Origin of the sequence: Sinomicrobium oceani (genome assembly GCF_900119185.1) — a bacterium.
Lineage (GTDB): Bacteria > Bacteroidota > Bacteroidia > Flavobacteriales > Flavobacteriaceae > Sinomicrobium > Sinomicrobium oceani.
The window spans coordinates 1-18706 of sequence record NZ_FPJE01000004.1 but is presented as its reverse complement, the minus strand read 5'-3'; the positions used below and the strand labels follow the sequence as shown (position 1 = coordinate 18706).

At 44.9% G+C, this 18706-nt stretch carries 13 protein-coding genes; 5 read left to right on the top strand and 8 right to left on the bottom strand.

Annotation, left to right across the window (positions count from 1 at the left end; genetic code table 11):
• Positions 1-4 precede the first annotated feature (4 nt).
• Positions 5-2155 carry an alginate lyase family protein gene (locus tag BT112_RS04455; RefSeq protein ID WP_072316183.1) on the top strand — a complete coding sequence of 717 codons (2151 nt, stop codon included), beginning with the start codon at positions 5-7 and terminating at the stop codon, positions 2153-2155.
• A 94-nt stretch (positions 2156-2249) separates the two neighbouring features.
• Here BT112_RS04455 and BT112_RS04450 read toward each other — a convergent pair whose 3' ends face one another.
• The gene (locus tag BT112_RS04450; protein WP_072316182.1) at positions 2250-4316 is read right to left on the bottom strand and encodes an insulinase family protein; all 2067 of its coding nucleotides are present in this window, start codon (positions 4314-4316) and stop codon (positions 2250-2252) included.
• A gap of 64 nt (positions 4317-4380) precedes the next feature.
• The gene (locus BT112_RS04445; RefSeq protein WP_072316181.1) at positions 4381-5703 is read right to left on the bottom strand and encodes a M16 family metallopeptidase; all 1323 of its coding nucleotides are present in this window, start codon (positions 5701-5703) and stop codon (positions 4381-4383) included.
• A gap of 224 nt (positions 5704-5927) precedes the next feature.
• On the opposite strand from BT112_RS04445, the gene BT112_RS04440 reads away from it, so the two are divergent.
• From BT112_RS04440 to rpmA, 3 genes are all read left to right on the top strand, one after another.
• Positions 5928-6395, top strand: coding sequence for a DUF4199 domain-containing protein (locus tag BT112_RS04440; protein WP_072316180.1), 468 nt, complete (start codon positions 5928-5930; stop codon positions 6393-6395).
• Positions 6396-6500: 105 nt separating this feature from the next.
• Positions 6501-7154 (top strand): 50S ribosomal protein L21, encoded by a 654-nt coding sequence (rplU, locus tag BT112_RS04435; RefSeq protein ID WP_072316179.1) that lies wholly within the window; start codon positions 6501-6503, stop codon positions 7152-7154.
• A gap of 74 nt (positions 7155-7228) precedes the next feature.
• Positions 7229-7489, top strand: coding sequence for a 50S ribosomal protein L27 (gene rpmA / locus BT112_RS04430; protein WP_072316178.1), 261 nt, complete (start codon positions 7229-7231; stop codon positions 7487-7489).
• 100 nt (positions 7490-7589) lie between these two features.
• Here the strand turns inward: rpmA and BT112_RS04425 are convergent, their stop codons facing one another.
• Complete coding sequence (locus tag BT112_RS04425) at positions 7590-7946, bottom strand: hypothetical protein (protein WP_139275997.1); 357 nt, start codon at positions 7944-7946, stop codon at positions 7590-7592.
• Between the two features lie 463 nt (positions 7947-8409).
• On the opposite strand from BT112_RS04425, the gene BT112_RS04420 reads away from it, so the two are divergent.
• Positions 8410-10860 (top strand): TonB-dependent receptor, encoded by a 2451-nt coding sequence (locus BT112_RS04420; RefSeq protein ID WP_072316176.1) that lies wholly within the window; start codon positions 8410-8412, stop codon positions 10858-10860.
• A gap of 96 nt (positions 10861-10956) precedes the next feature.
• Here BT112_RS04420 and BT112_RS04415 read toward each other — a convergent pair whose 3' ends face one another.
• The 5 genes from BT112_RS04415 to BT112_RS04395 form a co-directional block, all read right to left on the bottom strand.
• Positions 10957-12378 (bottom strand): purine-cytosine permease family protein, encoded by a 1422-nt coding sequence (locus tag BT112_RS04415; RefSeq protein WP_072316175.1) that lies wholly within the window; start codon positions 12376-12378, stop codon positions 10957-10959.
• Positions 12379-12412: 34 nt separating this feature from the next.
• The gene (locus BT112_RS04410; protein ID WP_072316174.1) at positions 12413-13816 is read right to left on the bottom strand and encodes an FGGY-family carbohydrate kinase; all 1404 of its coding nucleotides are present in this window, start codon (positions 13814-13816) and stop codon (positions 12413-12415) included.
• Between the two features lie 46 nt (positions 13817-13862).
• Positions 13863-15137, bottom strand: coding sequence for a sugar isomerase (locus BT112_RS04405; RefSeq protein ID WP_072316173.1), 1275 nt, complete (start codon positions 15135-15137; stop codon positions 13863-13865).
• 52 nt (positions 15138-15189) lie between these two features.
• Positions 15190-17298: a bifunctional aldolase/short-chain dehydrogenase gene (locus tag BT112_RS04400; RefSeq protein ID WP_072316172.1), complete on the bottom strand. Its 2109-nt coding sequence runs from the start codon at positions 17296-17298 to the stop codon at positions 15190-15192.
• A 194-nt stretch (positions 17299-17492) separates the two neighbouring features.
• Positions 17493-18509: an IS4 family transposase gene (locus BT112_RS04395; protein WP_245776987.1), complete on the bottom strand. Its 1017-nt coding sequence runs from the start codon at positions 18507-18509 to the stop codon at positions 17493-17495.
• Between the last annotated feature and the right edge of the window lie 197 nt (positions 18510-18706).

The window sequence follows — 18706 nt, the reverse complement described above, 5'->3', positions numbered from 1 at the left end:
AAGTATGTACCGCTCCGTTAGAATATTGATATTTTATGTCTTTGCAGGCATCCTGGAAACTTTTGCATTCCAGCACAACATGCTCGATACACGGAGTTTGGACACTCCCATTCTGAAACCTGTGAAAGCGCTTTACGAACAGGGCGATTCCGAAAAAGCAAAAAAGATGTTACTGGATATTTTCCGGAAGCGAAAAAATCTTTACATCCGGGTATCCGAAGAAGATATTCCTGACATCCGCATACAATTCGGAAAAGAGGTAGAAAATTCCCTGCGAACTGCCGGAGAAGTAAAAAATAAATACTTTCTGTTCCGCTACGAATGGGATATGGAAAAAACAAACATACCTTATAAATTCCCCGGTGAAACAGACTGGGATGCAGAACCTTTCGGTGATGAAGAATGGACGTTTATGCTGAATCGTCACCGGTACTGGATCGATCTCGGCAAAGCGTACTTCCTTACCGGAAAAGAAAAATACGCCCGTACTTTTGTACAACAGGTAACACACTGGATCGACAATAACCCGCTTGAAGATGCCAAAAAACAGACCTCCTGGAGGCGTATAGAAGCGGGTATTCGTGCAGAAAACTGGATCAAAACCTTCGAACTCCTTAAAAATTCCAGGGCAATCACCCCTGATTTTATTGAAAAATTTCTTGGCGCCCTTTATGTTCATGCAGATTTTCTGAATAGCGCATACAATCGTCACTCCCAGATAAGCAACTGGGGTATCCTGGAATTTCACGGCTTGTTCAATCTATCCGTTTTCCTTTCGGATTTCCGGCAGGCAGCAGCCTGGCAAAAAAATGCGATTTCCCGGCTCGAAACCTGTATCCGTAACCAGATACTGGAAGATGGTACACAATGGGAGCAATCGCCCATGTACCACAACGAGGTTTTTCACTGCTACCTCAACACCCTTCTCCTTGCCCAAAGACGGCAGATCCGGTTGCCCGCAATTATTCATAAAAAAACCAGGGATATGGCCTATGCCAATATCATGTGGCAAAAACCCGATTATCACGAACCCCTTCTGGGAGACAGCGATGATAATGACCTGAGAGGGCTCCTCACCACAGCTGCCCTGTTGTTCGGGGACGGCACGATAAAATCGAGGGCATTTGAAACTCCCGATTATGAAAATTTCTTTATTTTTTCGGAAAAAGATAAACAAACCTATACCGGTCTCCGCACAGAAGACCCCGGCTTTCTGTCCGCCTGGCAACAAAATACGGGAGACCTCTATTCCCGCTCATCCTGGGAACACGACGCTTATTATAGTAGTTTTCACATGAAACGCCTCGGCGGGGGACATTCTCACGACGACCTGTTGCATTTCACACTCTATGCTCATCATCGCGACTATCTCATTGACGGAGGGCGGTACACCTATGTCAATACCAAATGGAGAAAATATTTCAAAGAGAACAGCGCGCACAATACACTTGGGGTAGATCACCTGCCCAACAGTATATATTCAGGATCGTGGAGCAATGCCTACGAAGCCCGCTCGGAAGGGGCATATACGGTTATTTCGGAGCAATACGATTATGCAGAAGCCATCAACACAGCTTATATGAGACTGGAAGATCCGGTACTAATAAAAAGACAAATGCTGTACCTGAAACCCGGAATATGGATTCTCGCAGACAGTTTTAGGGGAAAGGGAGAACATACATACTCCCGGTACTTTAATTTTCCCGACCAAAAGGTCGCCATACAAAACAACGGCTTGTCTACCCTCCACACTTCGGACAACCTTCGTATTCAGCCTCTTGAAGATATTGAGATACAACTCTCCGATGCCTGGTGGTCACCGGAGTACAATCTGAAAAAACCTGTAAGACGTGCAGAGTTTTCTGCCGGGGGAAAAGGATTTCAATCGTTTACAACCCTGTTATATTTTCCGGAGCACACCCGGGTGCAATACGAAAAGATCCCGGTTTACGACCGCAACGATAACGCCCTTGATGACGAAGATGCCGAAGCTGTAAAGATCAGGTTGCCGGAAAAAGAATATATATGGGTCATAGCACACCGACAAGGAAAAAGATTACACCCGTTCCTTATTGTAGAGGGGCAGGTCGTGACAGGTGATGTAATACTTATAGAAAAAACACCCGACACTTCCGAAATTCATGTTTTAAAATAGAAAACGGCCCTGTGACTCCTGTTCGTATATTATCCTAAAAGGTAGGTAAACAGGAGTCGCAGAGCCGTTTTGAGGGGTTCCGAAGGAATATCAATTACTCGAAATCGGCCTCGGGAATTTCTTCATTGAATTTCACGGTCGCCGTATGGAGTTCCATCTCCATACCCATCCCGGTATCCATTATTGTTTTGAACGGTATTTTTATACCTTCGACATCCTGGTAATCCTCAAATTTGAATGTTTGTTTTAAAGATTGCCCGTTAACCTCGGTGGTAAATACCTGGAACACTTTCAGCCCGGATTCTACATCATAGTACGAGGTATAAGCCCCGTTTTGTATGGCATACGCATCCTTCCCATCTATTTCTTCTATGCCCTTTAACGTAACGGTTTCCTTATTGCGCAGTTCCAGTTCCGGAAAAGGATAGGCATTATCTTTCATCTGCTCCAGCTTTTCTCCTTCGAGCTCCATACGCTGTCCCTGTTGTACGACATACCCTGTCTTTCCGTTAAATACCTGTTTGCTCATCGTATTACCCATCATGGCTGTTTCGGTGAGGACCTTTCCGTCCGAAGTATTTTTGGCGATGATATCGAGCTGCATTCCCTGTATGGTACCTTTGGTCTCACTCACCATGTTCTTTACGGTTTCGAGTTTTGCCACTCCTCCTACAGCTGCTATATAACTGTCCAATACACTTTGTACGGTAACACCTTCGGCAATGCGTTTTTCCTGAGGTTTTTCTATAGGGTTTGCATACTTGTCATAGTAACGTACCGGCACCTTTTTTCCGCGGAATGTAACCTTTTCCAGATTCTCCGCAATGTCTGCGGCTTTTCCTGTAACAACGATCCTGGCCTGGTTACCTTTAAAGAACTTTCTGGCAGCATCGAGTACTTGTTCTGCCGTAACGGCTTCGACCTTTTCCAGGTAAGTCTGGTAAAAATTCTCAGGCAGTTTTTGTGTTTTCGTCAGGAGTGCGTACCGTGCTATGGTTTCCGGCTTCTCAAGGGCCATTACAAAACTCCCTGCATAATCGGCTTTGGCCACTTCGAGTTCCTGAGCAGAAACTTTGTCAGTGGTTATCCGGTCTATTTCACCCAGAAAAGCGACCACGGCACTATCCGTAACCTCATTCCTGACACTCGCCCATGCACGAAACCTGGACGTCGTACGAAGATCGGCTCCTATCCTGGAATAGGCCCCGTACGTATATCCTTTATCCTCCCTGAGGTTGAGAAATAACCTGGCTTCTCCGCCACCACCGAGAATTTTATTGGCCAGCATGGCCGGAAAATAATCGGCATCGGACATACGGAGATCCATCAGGTTTTCTACGGCGATTTCGGACTGTACCGCATTGGGCATGTTAACAAGGTTGATCTGTGTGTACTGCGCATCAGAGGGTTTGGCATAATTTGCTACCGGAGGTGCTGCTTTTCTCCATCCCTTAAAATGTTTTTCTACCTGTTTACGGATATCCTTGAATTTTACATCGCCTACGATAACGAGGTAGGCATTTTCCGGAACAAAATAATTTCCATAGAAGTTCTTAACATCTTCGAGTGATACCCGGTTAACGGTCTCTTCCGTAACAAACTCTCCCTGCGGGCTGTTTTTCCCGTAGGCCAGGGCAGACTCTACACGCTTTGCCGTTGCGGAAACACTTTTCTCGTTACTTTTCAATCCTTCGAGCAAAAGGTCCTTTTCCTTCCCGAATTCGTCTTCTTTAAAATCGGGATGTAAAGCCGCGTCTGCCATAAGTTCCAGTATTCTCTCCGCATATTTGGACAATCCACTGGCATACGCACCACTATGTCCAAAATTCATACTGGCCCCCATGTAGTCTACCTCGTCATTAAAACTATCCTTATCGATATGGACAGAGCCTTTTCCGAGCATGCTCCCGGTAAGACTTGAAACACCGGCTTTTTCTCCTTCGGCAAAAAGCGGGTTATCTATGGTTAACGTATAAGAAACCCGGGGTAGTTTATGATTTTCAACAACGATCACTTTCAGTCCGTTGTTCATATCAAAAGTCTGGGGTGTACCCAGGTGGATTTCCGGGGCTGGCCCCGGTGAGGGCTGCTTGCTCCTGTCTATTTGTGCCTGCAAGGCAAAGGCACTGATAAATAATAAGGTAAATATTAATTTTTTCATCAGGTTTGTCTTTTTATAAAACACCAAAGTTTATTGTACAATAATTCCTTTTGTGCGATTACAATTAGTTGTTTTCGCTTTCCTCCGGAACATATTCCAGAAGTAACCGCTGGTTCGGATTCAGGTATTTCCTGGCTACTTCCCGGATATCCTCGCGGGTTACGGATCGGTAAATATCAATTTCCTCGTTGATGAGTTTGGTATCACCGTAAAGCATATAATACCTCGCCAGAGAGTTGGCTATTCCTTCTATGCTGGAGTTTGCATTGACAAACTGACTCTCAAACTTGTTCTGGAGTTTTTCATAATCACGCTCCGAAATAAGCTCGTTTTGCAGTTTCCCGACTTCTTCATCAATTTCTGCCACAAGGACATCGAGAGATGTCCCTCCGAGCGGGAGTGCGTAAATAATATAGGCCCCGTAATCTTCCAGGGCATAATTGAAAGCGCCCACCTCCATGGCCTTTTTCTCTTCATCAACCAGTTTTTTATACAGTCGCGAAGACTTTCCGTCGCTGAGTATGGAAGATATCATGTCGAGAACATAAGCATCGCGTTCCTTCATAGAAGGCGTACGGTATGCCGTAAGAATGGCAGGTATCTGTATATTGGGATCTTCAAACCTGGCTTTTTTCACCTGGGTTATGGGCGTTTCTTCAAAGGTTTCCCTTACAATATCCTTCCCGCGCGGAATAGGGCCAAAATAATCCCGGATCATCTTTTTGGTTTTCTCCGTATCGAGATCTCCTGCCACGACCAGCACCGCGTTGTTAGGCACATAGAATTTATCGTTAAACGCAAGAAACTCGTCGAGTTTGGCCGCATCGAGATGTTGCATCGAACCTATAATAGGCCAGCGGTAAGGATGTTTGTCGAACAGATTTTCAAAAAGTGCTGTCGCAAACTGCCCGTAAGGCTGATTATCCATCCGCATTCTTTTCTCTTCCTTAACTACTTCGTTTTGTGTCTCCACACCTGTCTGGTTTATAACCGGGTGCAGCATACGTTCAGATTCCATCCACAATCCCAGTTCAAGATTGTTGGAAGGAAAAACTTCATAATAATAGGTACGGTCCTGGGTGGTATTGGCATTATTTTGCCCGCCATTGGCCGTAACGATCTTAAACCATTGTCCCCGTTCTATATTCTTCGTTCCTTCGAAGAGCAGGTGTTCGAAAAAGTGGGCAAACCCTGTTCGCTCGGGATCCTCGTCTTTAGACCCTACATGATACATGACAGCGGTTGTGATCACCGGGGCCGTATTGTCTTTGTGAAGAATAACATGGAGCCCGTTATCCAGGTCGTATTCTTCATAAGAAACCTGCTGGGCCGTAGCAGGCAAGATTGCCGTTACCAGCAAAGCAAGAGGTAAAAATTTCTGCTTCATAAAATTTTGTGTTTTGTGTTGTGTAATTCTCCATATGAACCGTAAAGGTCCGAAAAAATATCCGGGAAGAGTACATGCATCCCTGTTGCAATATTAGTATAGTATTTTTAACTAATGTTACAGGATTTACTGTTTTTTCTGAAATCCGGGTTAAAAATACCAAAGTCTTGGTATAGTAATATATTTTTTTGTAACTTAATACCTATCATTCAATATTTTATATTATGACAGGAGGTAAAAATATTCATTGGAGATACGGGGTAGTAACAGCTATAGTGCTTATTGCCTACTTTTTGATCGTACGATTATTTAATCTGCACGAAAATATTTGGCTCCGTTTACTGAATGGGGTCATCGTAGGTTATGGTATTTATGCTTCCATTCGTTTTAAACGTCTTATACTCCGGGACAGATTTGATTATTATGCAGGTGCGACCACCGGGATCTTTACCGGGTTTATCGCAACACTCATATTCGTAGGTTTTATGGGCGTATACATGTTTCATCTCGACCCTGCCTTTCCCGAAAAAATCATGAATACCTGGATTAAGAGTTACAATCAGCGTCCCGGCATTCTGCTCTTTATTCTCGCTGTGGAGGGCTTTGCTTCTACCGTAGTATTGACCCTCGCTTTCATGCAAAAATTCAAGCCCAGCTGGAACCTCAGCAAAAAGGTACCCGAAAAAGCATAAAAATTATCCTCAGCCACTTGCCCTTTAAGGATTTAGGTGTATATTTGCACCCGCCTTTACCTATGGGTAGGGGTTTACGAAGATAATTTAATATAATTAAACGCTATGTACGCAATTGTAGAGATAGCAGGGCAGCAATTTAAAGTTGCGAAAGACCAAAAGGTATTTGTTCACCGACTGGCAGAAGATGAAGGAGCGAAAGTTTCTTTCGACAATGTACTTCTGGTAGATAACGGAGGAGATATCACCGTTGGCGCCCCGGCTATAGACGGTGCTTCTATAGAAGCCAAAGTAGTTAAGCACCTGAAAGGTGACAAAGTAATTGTTTTCAAAAAGAAAAGACGTAAGGGATACAAAGTGAAAAATGGTCACAGACAAGCCCTCACAGAAATCGTTATTGAAAGCATCGTAGGTTCGGGAGCTAAGAAATCAGCTTCTAAAGCTAACGCCGAGAAAGCAGAAAAACCTGCAAAAAAGGCTCCTGCTAAAAAAGCGACCAAAAAAGGAGATGACCTGAAAAAAATTGAAGGAATCGGCCCTAAAATTGCCGAGTTGTTCAACAATACGGGTATTATCACATATGCAGACCTCGCTGCTACTTCCGTAGATAAACTTAAGGATATCCTTACCGAAGCAGGTCCGAACTATGCAAACAAAGTTCCTGATACATGGCCTCAACAAGCTCAGCTTGCTGCAGACGGCAAATGGGACGAACTGAATGAATTACAGGAAAAACTGGACGGCGGTATTGAAAAATAACCCCGTGAACAAATAACTAAAGTATAACCCTCCCTTATTACTTTTGGTAAAACAGGGATTAAAAACCGAACAAAATGGCTCACAAGAAAGGTGTAGGTAGTTCCAAGAACGGTAGGGAATCAGAATCTAAACGTCTTGGTGTAAAGATATTCGGAGGGCAAGCTGCCATTGCCGGAAATATTATCGTACGTCAACGTGGTACAGCCCATAACCCGGGTGAAAACGTGTACATGGGTAAAGATCATACCCTGCACGCAAAAGTTGACGGTGTAGTGAAATTCGAAAAGAAAAAGAACAACAAATCTTATGTTTCTATTTTGCCTTTTGAGGCTTAAGAAATACTTTTCTTTTACAACATTAAAAAACCTCCATCTTTAACCGGATGGAGGTTTTTTGTTGCTATAGAAATGGCGGTACTCCATGTTATTCTGAAAATTATTCCTGAAATTTCCAGAGGGAATAACTCTCAGTGTCTTCCGAATATCCTCCCATAAAAAAGGCTCCCTTATAGCGGAATATTATTTCCGACACAATATCATCCCTGTCTTTTCTGAAATCCTTCATCCTGAAAATATGCTTCTCAATATCTCCCGGGACATGCTCGAAATTATTGTCGAACATACGGTTTATATACGTAGGCACAGAACCGCTATACGTAAAAAAGTGAAAAGCCATCGGGCTTTCAAAAGAATGGATCGTCACAGGAAAAGGTGCTGCAAAAGCGACCGGCACTAAACCGGAATCGTCAATGTAGTAAAACCTGAGTGTCGATCCATCCTTTTCGACCGCCATCACCACAAACCGGCCTTCGACATCAAAAATCTGAACGAATTTCTTCCCCTTTAACTTAAAATCAAATTTATTACTTGCATAACTTAAATGGTCAAAAGAAAATTTAATCGAGACAAATTTTCTTTATGGACTGCCTGAAAAGATGATTTCACCTCGGGCAGCATATCTTTCTCATAATTTTTACTCCATTCATTATGTTTTGTGCATATCTGCCGGAGACCAGTATACTTAAAGCACTCCATGTCATAATTCTTTTTTCACGTTTATTAATATGGGCTCGTGTTCAGAAATACAAGTTTCCCCAAAGCCTCTACCACTTCGATACACCAAAGGAAGAATAAAACATAAAATACTACTAATCAATAAATTAAATACACATAAATTATTCTGAAGAAATACTTTGTCATATAATAAAGGTTGAATACTTTTGCACTGTTTGAATTTATTCTAAATAAAAACCACTATGAAAAAGCTATTACCCATTTTGTCCCTTGTTCTGTTCGCTACCGGGGTCGCAGCGCAAAACGGAACCATCAGGGGCACCGTAATATCCAATAACAATACCCCTATAGAATACGTAACTATTACTATCGGAAAAAACGGAACTGCAAAAGGCGTACTGACTGATAGCAAAGGAAATTATGAGATTTCCGGTATCGCATCGGGTGCCTACCTCCTGAAAGCATCATCGGTCGGGTTCAAAACCAGAGAAACCCGTATAGTTGTCAGGGCCAACGAAGTTACTATAATTCCGAATATCATACTTACCGAGCAACAGGAGCAACTTGATGAGGTTGTTGTCGAAGGGAGTAAAGCCAATAGGTATGCACAGAGAGAAAGTGCCTACGTATCCAAAATGCCCCTGAAAGATATTGAAAACCCACAGGTTTCCAACAACATCGGCAGTCAGCTCCTCGAAGATCAGGTGATTACCAATTTCAACGATGCGCTCCGCAATGCTCCGGGGGTTACCATGCTCTGGGAACCGACGGGAAGGGGGACCGACGGGGCCGGATATTTTGCTATCCGCGGATTTGCCGTACAGCCCACCATGCTCAACGGTCTTCCTGCACTGACCAACGGTAGTCCCGAGATTGCCAATACCGAACGCATCGAGGTTATCAAGGGACCTTCCGGCACACTTTACGGAAGCAGTCTCATTTCTTATGGCGGACTCATCAATATCGTTACCAAAAAACCTCAGGGCATGTTCCGGGGTAATGTAGCGTACACCGCAGGAAGTTACGGACAAAACAGGGTTACCCTCGATGTGAATACCCCGCTGAGTACGGAAAAAGACATTTACCTCCGGGTGAACAGCGCCTATCACACCCAAAATAGCTTTCAGGATGCCGGTTTCCGAAGATCCTTTTATGTTGCTCCGTCCTTGTCTTACCAGGTCAACGACAGGCTCTCCTTCTTTATAAATACGGAAATATACAACGGGAGAAGCACCAATCAGACTATGTTGTTCCTGGATCGTTCTCATCCGCTCCGTGTACATAACATGAACGAACTGGCTTATGACCATAAAAGATCTTACACCGGTAACGACCTGTACATAGACAACCCGACCTACAGCCTTCAGGCACAGATGAACTATAAACTGAGTGACAACTGGACCTCACAAACCTCTTTCTCCACCTCCTCTGCGAAGTCGGACGGATACTATTCTTATCTTTATGAGTCTACCACCTCGGCAGAAACCGCTGCCTCCGTGAGTCTCAATGACGGTATTGTACTCTCCAGGTATCTCAGCAAACAAAATTCCGAAACGGTCGGAACAGATATTCAACAAAACTTTATCGGGGATTTCAAAATAGGCTCCATGCGCAACAGGATCGTCGCAGGACTCGATTACCTGAAAACCGATATTTCGAGTAATAGCAGTCCGTATGTAATGAACGGCCTTGTCTATATAGGTTCTGACCTTGAAACATTCAACCAGGGAATTTTACAGATCACAGACGCTGCCCGTTACACCGATGACAGCGGTATACTCACCCAGGCAGGGACCGATGCCCTACTCGCAGGTTCCAAGATAAACCCGTCCAGGACCGTGCAGGAAATACTCAGTGTGTATGCTTCCGACGTCATTAACCTGCTTCCGGAATTATCCGCAATGGCCAGTATCCGGGTAGACCGGTTCTGGAATGACACCTACAACCAGACGGCATTTTCCCCGAAATTCGGACTGGTTTACCAACCCATTCTCGACCAGGTCTCCGTATTTGCCAATTATATGGACGGTTTCACCAATGTCGCTCCACAAACAGAGGTTACAGGAGGAATTACCAGTGTACGGTCGTTTAACCCCGAGCATGCTACACAATTTGAGGCCGGAACCAAATTCAATCTTTTCAAAGATAAGTTGACAGCTGTTGTCAGCTATTACGACATTCAGGTCAAAGACAGGGTACTGCGCATAGATAGCGGAGACGGCAACTATGAATATACCCAAGACGGGGAGCAACGCAACAAAGGTATAGAAGCTTCTGTCAATGCCAATCCGGTAGAAGGTCTTAATATCATTGCCGGTTACAGCTATGTAGACAGCAGGCTTGAAGAAGGCGATGCTGCTTTTAAAGGACGCAGGCCGGAATCTGCGGGACCTTTGAATACAGCAAACCTTTGGGCCGATTACCAGTTTACATCCGGAAAATTGCAAGGCTTCGGTTTAGGTTTCGGAGGAAATTACGCCGGGGAGAATAAAATCATGAACCGGAACAATACCGGTGCATTTACCCTACCCGAATATACGGTGCTGAATGCCTCGGTATTTTATGGCACAAAAGATTTTCGGGTTACGTTAAAACTCAACAACATTACGGACGAAGAGTATTATACAGGATGGTCTACTATAAACCCACAGTGGACGAGAAACATTTCTGCAAACTTCTCCTATTCCTTCTAAATCATATCATTTTCATATCAAGGCAAACCCTGTCGTTATCCCTCTAAAAGGGACCCGGCAGGGTTTTTCCATACCAACTAACTAATCGGTTTATATCTATTGTCCTTTTTTCTGATAATACCTGCTGAAAACAAGAAACAGCACACCGCAGCATAACCATGTGGGCAGCGTGACAAACGACAGGAAAATATCAAACTTCCAGGCTACAAAATAAAACACGCCAAAACTGACAAGCCAGGCCAGAAATACGGCATTATTAAATGACACTCCGGTCTTTTCGGCATAAAATTTTCGAATCCCACAACGGGTTGCAAAGAAATGGTCAAAGACAATAATTGCTCCGAAAGGTGCCAGGATAAACCCATATAGGGCTACAAAGTCGAGCAGTTTCATCGCTATCGCAGGAAAAAGTCCGGCGACGGTTGCTATTCCACCGGCAAGCAGGGTTACTTTGAAGGTCGACATTTTGGGCATAACAGCCTGAAAAGCCAGTCCTGCCCGGTATATGGTAGGATTGGCCGTAGTCCAGCCCGCGAGAATTACCGCAATAATCCCGAAAATCCCTATCGTATTATACGCTAATGGTCCGGGGGCTACCGAAGGAGCTTCCCCCTGCGCCAGCATAGTCTGCACTTCCGGAGACCGAAGGTAAACAGCATAGATCAATGCCGCTGCAATCCAGGCCATATAATGTCCTACGTACATCCCTGCCGCGCTGGTCCACCCCACGGATGCCTTTCTGGCAAACCGGAAAACACTGAGATCGGACATCCCTATATGCATGGCCGCATTGGCAAACCAGGACCATAAAACCACGTGCCAGAATGTAAATTTTATCTGTCCCGGAAACGGATCACTCCCTGCTCCCCATACGTCCCAAAAGCCGGAAAAGTCAGAGACACCGAGCTGTTGCAAAGCAACTATACCACACAACAAAAAAGCCAGGACTATAAAAGGCGACATCCAGTTGGCCGCTTTGGATACCATATCATAACCTCTGGCTGCGATGAGTGAAATAACGAGCCCTATTGCTATGACGATAACCACCCATGTAACCCCGTTAGGCATCGTATCCGTAAGCCTTGGCATTTCCATATTAAAAGGAATTCCCACAGCCGTAGCCGATATGGTAATCATCGATCCCGCAAGGAAACAGAAAAGTACCCCGTTGGCTACATTATATAGGGTAACCAGACGTTTTCCGCATATTTTTTCCAGTTGATAATATAGGGTCAGCCTGTACTTTACCGCAATTTCTGCCGTCAGAAACCGCCAGCTCAGCACTGCGAGGAAGTTCCCCAGTAAGAGTCCCACGATCAGGTCAAATGCACTGACTCCGGTAGTCAGAAAAAGAGGCCCTATAACAAACTCCGTCCCCGCCGCATGTTCACCTGCATACATGCCGAGAAAGCTCTTCCACCCTTTCCATTTGGACCGTGGCACGGCTTCTCTCTCATATTCACCGCTTTCCGATGTTGTGTGCCCGGCTATTTCTTCTTCTGTATATGTTTGTTCCATGGATAATCATCTTGTTTTGGCTACAGGCTTTCGTTTACACATTGTCTCTTTGCACCGAAAGCAGCAAAGGCGCCAGTTTTTCCATTTTATAGGTCTTTTTCAGAAACTTGGGTCCTGGCTTCTCTTCGGAGATCACCATGGCAGCCCCTAATGCCGAACCCAGCGAATTCCGGGTAGTCCGAACTTTAAAATCCCTGAAATGATGTGACATCAGCTTCACAAAGACATCATTGTCCGTAAAACCGCCATCGATAAATATCTTGTTGATCCGGGAATTCCCGATCGCTCTTCCGGAAGTTTCTACCTGAAGCTCCATAAGCTCTATCATCAGCTGATGAAAAGCCTCTTCGAAAGTCGAAAAAGGAGCCAGGTCGGTTTTGTGGAGCTTTTTTCTCCTGAGTTTTATCCCCTCGAATTTAAAATGTATCGACGGGTTCGAGATCAGTTTCATATACAACCGCCTGTCGAACTTTACTTTGCGGTGGTATCCGTAAGCCTTGGCATAATACGCTCCCAGTTTTTTTACCTGTATGCGGTATTCGTTGCCCATAAAAAAACGGGTGGCCTTAACCCGGTTCCCATCGGTACGCATGTAATTCAGGCAATTGTGCTCTACATCTTCTCCGGACAGCGGCTCCTGGTTATAAGGGTTAAGAGAAATACTCCAGGTTCCGGTAGACACCAATAAAAACGGTTTTTTTTCACTGAGAATATAAGGCAACAGCGCTGCCGAACTATCGTGTATTCCTACTCCTATTTTTATTTTCCTCCGTTTATAGGTCATGCTCAAAGCAGTTTCCGAAGGCACGATGGGCGGAAGTTTTCGATCTATTTCCTCTTTGTACACCCACGCGTGATAATCGTTGGCCTCATAATCCCATAACCCGGTATGACATCCTATACTCGTGTAATCGCTCAACGGTATTCCGGTGAAGAGATAGGAGAGATATTGCGGAAAATGCAGGGAATACTTTATTCTTTCGAATATTTCGGGCTTAGTCTTCTTTATCCAGTACAACTGCATTCCCGAATTGAGCATTTCCGCCCGGGGCGACCCCGTACGGGTTGCAAAATCAATGGGATCACCATAGGTGTCGTAAAATTCCTTACTGATGTGTTCCGGCAGCGGCTTGGTGTAGTTGTACAGCGGCGTAAGTACATTACCATTTTCGTCCACATGCACGAAACTGGCCCCGTAGCTGGAAAAGTTGATCGCGGTAACCTTGTATTCTTCGGCATGGAGTATACGATCGAGCATTCCTTTGAGCCATTGTTGCAATTGCTCCAGATTTTCCGCAGGGTAGCCATCTTCATCCGTGGTGTCATCCAGCATAGTATATTCCCGGTACACTTCCCGGAAACCGGTGTCGAATAGAAAAAATTTCTTATTGGTCTTTCCGATATCAAAAACAGCAGTTACCTCGGTTTTGGTCGTCATCGGTTTAAGTTGTTTTAGTTGGTTGGGGGCACATATTGACTTTATCTTACAATCCTGTAGCCCGTACTTTCAGCCCTCTTTCCCGGATCAGTTTTTTTCGTATTTCCAGGTCCCTGTAAACCTGTAACGGATACATGGCTCCACCGGAGCGAAGCCGGGATTCCCGGAGCAAGGGACGGACATCTGTACGGTATGCCTCCTGCAAAATTTCCTGGCATTGAGCAACATCACTGTACTGCTGAGCTTCCGAAAGTGCTTCCCGATCTACAAGAAGGGCTTGTGCGTAAGCGACCAGGATGGCTTCGAGAGACTGAATAAGATCTTCCAGAGGGTCTTTTATATTATGACTGGCATCAATCATCCAGGAAAGCGGAGGATTCTCAGCATTGTTTTCCATACCGTAAACCAGTTCGTTAAAGATGAGGAACAGGTTGTAGGGTTTTACAGAACCCACGGTAAGATCGTCGTCTCCGTATTTGCTGTCATTAAAATGAAAGCCTCCCAGTTTTCCCTGTGCCATCAACGTAGCCACAATTTGCTCTATATTGGTGTTCGGCAGGTGATGCCCGAGATCTACAAGGGTGAATGCTTTTTCCCCGCAGGCATTTGCGAGCATTAAGGAAGTCCCCCAGTCCTGGATAACAGTACTGTAAAAATGAGGTTCATAAGGCTTGTATTCGATCAGCATTTTCCAGTCGTCCGGCAATGCCGCATAAATGGTTTTAAGACTTTCCCCGGTATGTTTCAAAGCCGTTTGAAAATTGTATTGCCCGGGAAAACTGGCCCCGTCTGCCAACCATACAGTCAGTCCTTTGGAACCTAGATTTTCCCCGATACGGATCACCTCTCTATTATGTTCCACAGCCTGTTCTCTGGCGGCCTCGTGAACACTGCTCAGCGAACCGTTCCTGTAGCTTTGAGCCGCCCCCTCATGGTCCTGAAACGTATTGGAGTTCATGGCATCGAAAGTAATATCGAGGGAATCCGCAAGTTCCTTAACCGCCGGAATATCATCCGGGATATCCCACGGTATATGTAAAGAAACCGCCCCGGCAGTTCTGGTTAGCTGATGTATGAGCCCGATATCTTCGATCTTCTGCTCCAGGGATCCGGGTTCTCCGCCGTAGGAAAAACGGCCGAAACGGGTTCCTCCTGCACCGAGGGCCCAGCTTGGCAATGCCACCTGAAATTCAATAAGCTTCCCGATGATCCCTTCTATACGCGACCCGGAATGAAGTTGTTTCAGGATATCCATCTGCCGGTTATGGATATCGTTGTTGCGGGTATTTACTTCCGTTATTTGTTGCTGGTCAATTCTCATAATATCTTAAAACTACGTGACGATCTCTTTTTCGGATTGTCCTTCCTGTTTTTTATCGCACAAAGGCATTCGGCATTCCTCCGTCTACATTAATGGTATTACCTGTACTCTTATCCAATATCCCCAGAAATGCGTAAACCCCGTTGGCTATATCTTCCGGGCGGATGATCTCGTTGAGGAGATTTCTCTTTGCGTAATGCGCGGGAAGTTCCTCTACGCTTATCCCATAAGCTTTTGCCCTGCCTTCGGCCCATGCGCCTTCCCAGATCTTACTTCCAACGATAACGCCATCCGGATTTATCGTATTGACACGGATTTTATCGGTACCGAGCTCCGCGGCAAGCAAGCGCGACATGTGCTGCTGGGCAGCTTTGGCCGTACCGTATCCTACATTGTTCGGGCCGGCAACGAGGCCATTCTTACTGGCTATACTGATGATATCTCCGCCAAGACCCTGCTTTCTCATAATATCCACACCGGCCTTGGCCAGCAGAAACTGCCCTTTAACCAGTACATTCTGTAACAGTTCCCAGTCTTTTTCGGTGGTATCAGGAAGTGATTTGGATATCGCCAGTCCGGCAGAATGTACAACCATATCGACACCTCCGAATTCGAGACATGCTTTTTGAAATGCTTCTGCGACTGACGCCGCTTTGGTTACATCGCATACCGCAGAAGACACCTCATCTTTTTTATAGCTTTCTTCCGCTTCCCCGAGAAGTTTTTCATCGAGGTCGGTAAGCACTACATTAGCGCCTTCGGCGACCAGCTTATCCGCTATGGCTTTCCCTATTCCTCCGGTCGCCCCGGTAACCAGGGCCACTTTCCTCGAAAGGGTTTTCTCTGCAGGCATTCGTTGTAGTTTTGCTTCTTCGAGCAACCAGTATTCGATATCAAAAGCCTCCTGGCGGGGCAGGGAAGTATATTCGCTTATCGCCTCCGCTCCGCGCATCACATTGATGGCGTTGATATAAAACTCGGAAGCTACCCTTGCGGTTTGTTTATTCTTGGCAAACGAGAACATTCCTACTCCGGGCCAAAGGATAACTACCGGATTGGCATCGCGTATGGCAGGACTGTTATCATGCCTACAATTGTTGTAATATTCCTTATACTCCTTGCGGTACTGCCCGAATGCCGGCTCCAGTTGCTTCAGTACATCTTCTGGTCTGGTCACGTCCGCACCGGCGTCAAGCGGCAGCAGCAAAGGCTGTATTTTCGTACGCAGAAAATGATCGGGGCAAGAGGTGCCCAACGGAGCAAGACGCTCCAGATCATTACTGTTTACAAACTCCAGTACGCGGTCGGTATCGGTAAAATGACCGATCATTCGCCTTTCCGAAGAACAGAGTCCCCTGAGTAAAGGAGCTATGGCAGAAGCCTGGTCTTTCCGGCGTTGCGGATCGAGGCTATTCGTTTTTTCACCGCCAAAAACAATGCCGTTCGACTGCACGTGTTCTTCGATATAGGCCGAAGCCTGTTCGATCACTTCAAGGCTGTTGATATAACATTCATAAGCCGTATCTCCCCAGGTAAAAAGTCCGTGACTTCCCAGTATTATACCCCGGATCCCCGGATTGTCGGCAAGGCATTTCTCGATCTGTAACCCGAGATCAAACCCGGGCCGCTGCCATGGAACCCATCCCATGGTGTTTCCCCATATTTTCCGGGTGATCTCCCTGCTGTCTTTTGCCGCTGCAATAGCAATAAGCGCATCGGGATGCAGGTGATCTATGTGTTTAAAAGGCAAAAGTCCGTGTAAAGGCGTATCAATAGAAGGTGCTTTACTATTCAGGTCGTATATGCAATGATTGAAAAGGGCTACCATTTCATCTTCGTGTTCCAATCCGCGATATACTTTTTTCAGCGCCCTTAACTTATCTACATATAACCCTGCCAATCCGCTTCTGGTAAGGCTTCCTATATCCCCTCCAGACCCTTTGATCCACATAACCTCAGTGTCATGTCCCGTGAGCGGATCTTTTTCTATAGTCCGGCAACTTGTATTTCCACCACCGTAATTGGTGATGCGAAGGTCCGATCCGAGAAGATTGGACCTGTACAGCAACAGGTCTACCTCGTTGCCTTTCATGGCTGCTGCTTTGTCATCATCCCACAGATAGTCCACATATTTGAAATTCTTCTTTTCAAGTATTTTCATCGATTTACATTTTAAGTTTCCAGGATAACATCTGCTTTCATCAGCGGCAGCCCGTATTATCCTGTTTCACGGATTAAGATTTTCTATTCAAGCAAGGACGAAAATATTGGTTATAAGCAAAACAACTATCCTGTAGTGTGCTGCTCACAAATTGTTAATTAATCAGATATTCGCAACGATAGTGTAAAAAATACCTAAGTACATGACAAAAAATTTATGAAATTGATTTTCAATTTGTTAAAATTTGTCAGCAACCAATTAGATAGGCAATCCAGTCCATTTTTAAAGACACTCACGGCCCTTCGCCCATGTTTTTTGATGGTAATGGGTTTAATGTTCCTATCGATAAAGTCCCCAATTTTGTAACACCATACAAAGGCAATCATAGTAAGCATAAAAAGCTTTTCCACCCTGTCTAATTGTGTTACATGGGTGTCCTCAATATTGAACCCGCTTGATTTGAGTGCTTTAAACAAGGTTTCAATTTGCCATCTTTCCCGATAATATTCCAAAGCTTCTTCAGGTTTGTTATAAGAGACAATGATCAGGTATTCTATGTTCCCGTTCCTTACGGTCTTAACCCCTGAAAGGTAGCACAATTCCCCATGCATCCTGACTATTTTCGGGGAATGGCAACATTGGTTTATCTTCAGATGGTGGAACCAATGAAAGGCCGTTACCTTCCTGTTCTTTTTAAAGCAATAGACCTTAAAATTGTTCCGGATACGGATGTGATACCGAATGCCATTTTCATTGAGGAACCCTATCCAATGTTGGCCAACAAACTCCCTATCAGCTAACAGGCAATCGATACGCTCGCGGCCAAACCACTGGATAAACCGCTTCACAAGCGCAATGCGTTCTTCCTCGTTGGAATTTCCCCTTTTGTCCAGCATAGTGAACATCAGTGGGAAAGCCACATTCCGGTAACTCACTCCCAACATTAGTATATTGATGTTTTTTTGGCCGAACTTCCAATTGGTCCTATCCATGACCAATGTAAGGGCACTTTTTTCAGGCAATAGCTCAAAGATGAACTTAGCCACCATTTCCATAGAAAGGCTGGACTCAGCCATGAAGCGTTGAATACGCCTAAAACAGCTTAAAGTCGAGGCCTTACTGTCAAATCCAACACTAAGTTTGGAATAATTGACAGACTTTACCTTGCATAAAGCCGTGATAAAATGACAGATCAGGCGGATCCTGGACAAATGGAGTTCCCCTTTAAAATGGGCTTTAAATATTGATAGCAATTGCGTATCTTCCGTGCGGAGACTGGTATTCTTTTTTAAAGGCAATTTGTGGTGAATTTTCCTTTAATATACTGAATATCAGTCTTTTTGACAAATTATCAAAGAGCTATTTTATTGGTTTTTAATCAATTAGAGTGTTTTGTCATGTACTAAAA

What these genes read in the sequence shown, in the direction of transcription:
- BT112_RS04455 (WP_072316183.1), top strand. Translation starts at nt 5, where the DNA reads ATGTACCGCTCCGTTAGAATATTGATATTTTATGTCTTTGCAGGCATC.
- BT112_RS04450 (WP_072316182.1), bottom strand. Translation starts at nt 4,316, where the DNA reads ATGAAAAAATTAATATTTACCTTATTATTTATCAGTGCCTTTGCCTTG.
- BT112_RS04445 (WP_072316181.1), bottom strand. Translation starts at nt 5,703, where the DNA reads ATGAAGCAGAAATTTTTACCTCTTGCTTTGCTGGTAACGGCAATCTTG.
- BT112_RS04440 (WP_072316180.1), top strand. Translation starts at nt 5,928, where the DNA reads ATGACAGGAGGTAAAAATATTCATTGGAGATACGGGGTAGTAACAGCT.
- rplU (WP_072316179.1), top strand. Translation starts at nt 6,501, where the DNA reads ATGTACGCAATTGTAGAGATAGCAGGGCAGCAATTTAAAGTTGCGAAA.
- rpmA (WP_072316178.1), top strand. Translation starts at nt 7,229, where the DNA reads ATGGCTCACAAGAAAGGTGTAGGTAGTTCCAAGAACGGTAGGGAATCA.
- BT112_RS04425 (WP_139275997.1), bottom strand. Translation starts at nt 7,946, where the DNA reads ATGGCGGTCGAAAAGGATGGATCGACACTCAGGTTTTACTACATTGAC.
- BT112_RS04420 (WP_072316176.1), top strand. Translation starts at nt 8,410, where the DNA reads ATGAAAAAGCTATTACCCATTTTGTCCCTTGTTCTGTTCGCTACCGGG.
- BT112_RS04415 (WP_072316175.1), bottom strand. Translation starts at nt 12,378, where the DNA reads ATGGAACAAACATATACAGAAGAAGAAATAGCCGGGCACACAACATCG.
- BT112_RS04410 (WP_072316174.1), bottom strand. Translation starts at nt 13,816, where the DNA reads ATGACGACCAAAACCGAGGTAACTGCTGTTTTTGATATCGGAAAGACC.
- BT112_RS04405 (WP_072316173.1), bottom strand. Translation starts at nt 15,137, where the DNA reads ATGAGAATTGACCAGCAACAAATAACGGAAGTAAATACCCGCAACAAC.
- BT112_RS04400 (WP_072316172.1), bottom strand. Translation starts at nt 17,298, where the DNA reads ATGAAAATACTTGAAAAGAAGAATTTCAAATATGTGGACTATCTGTGG.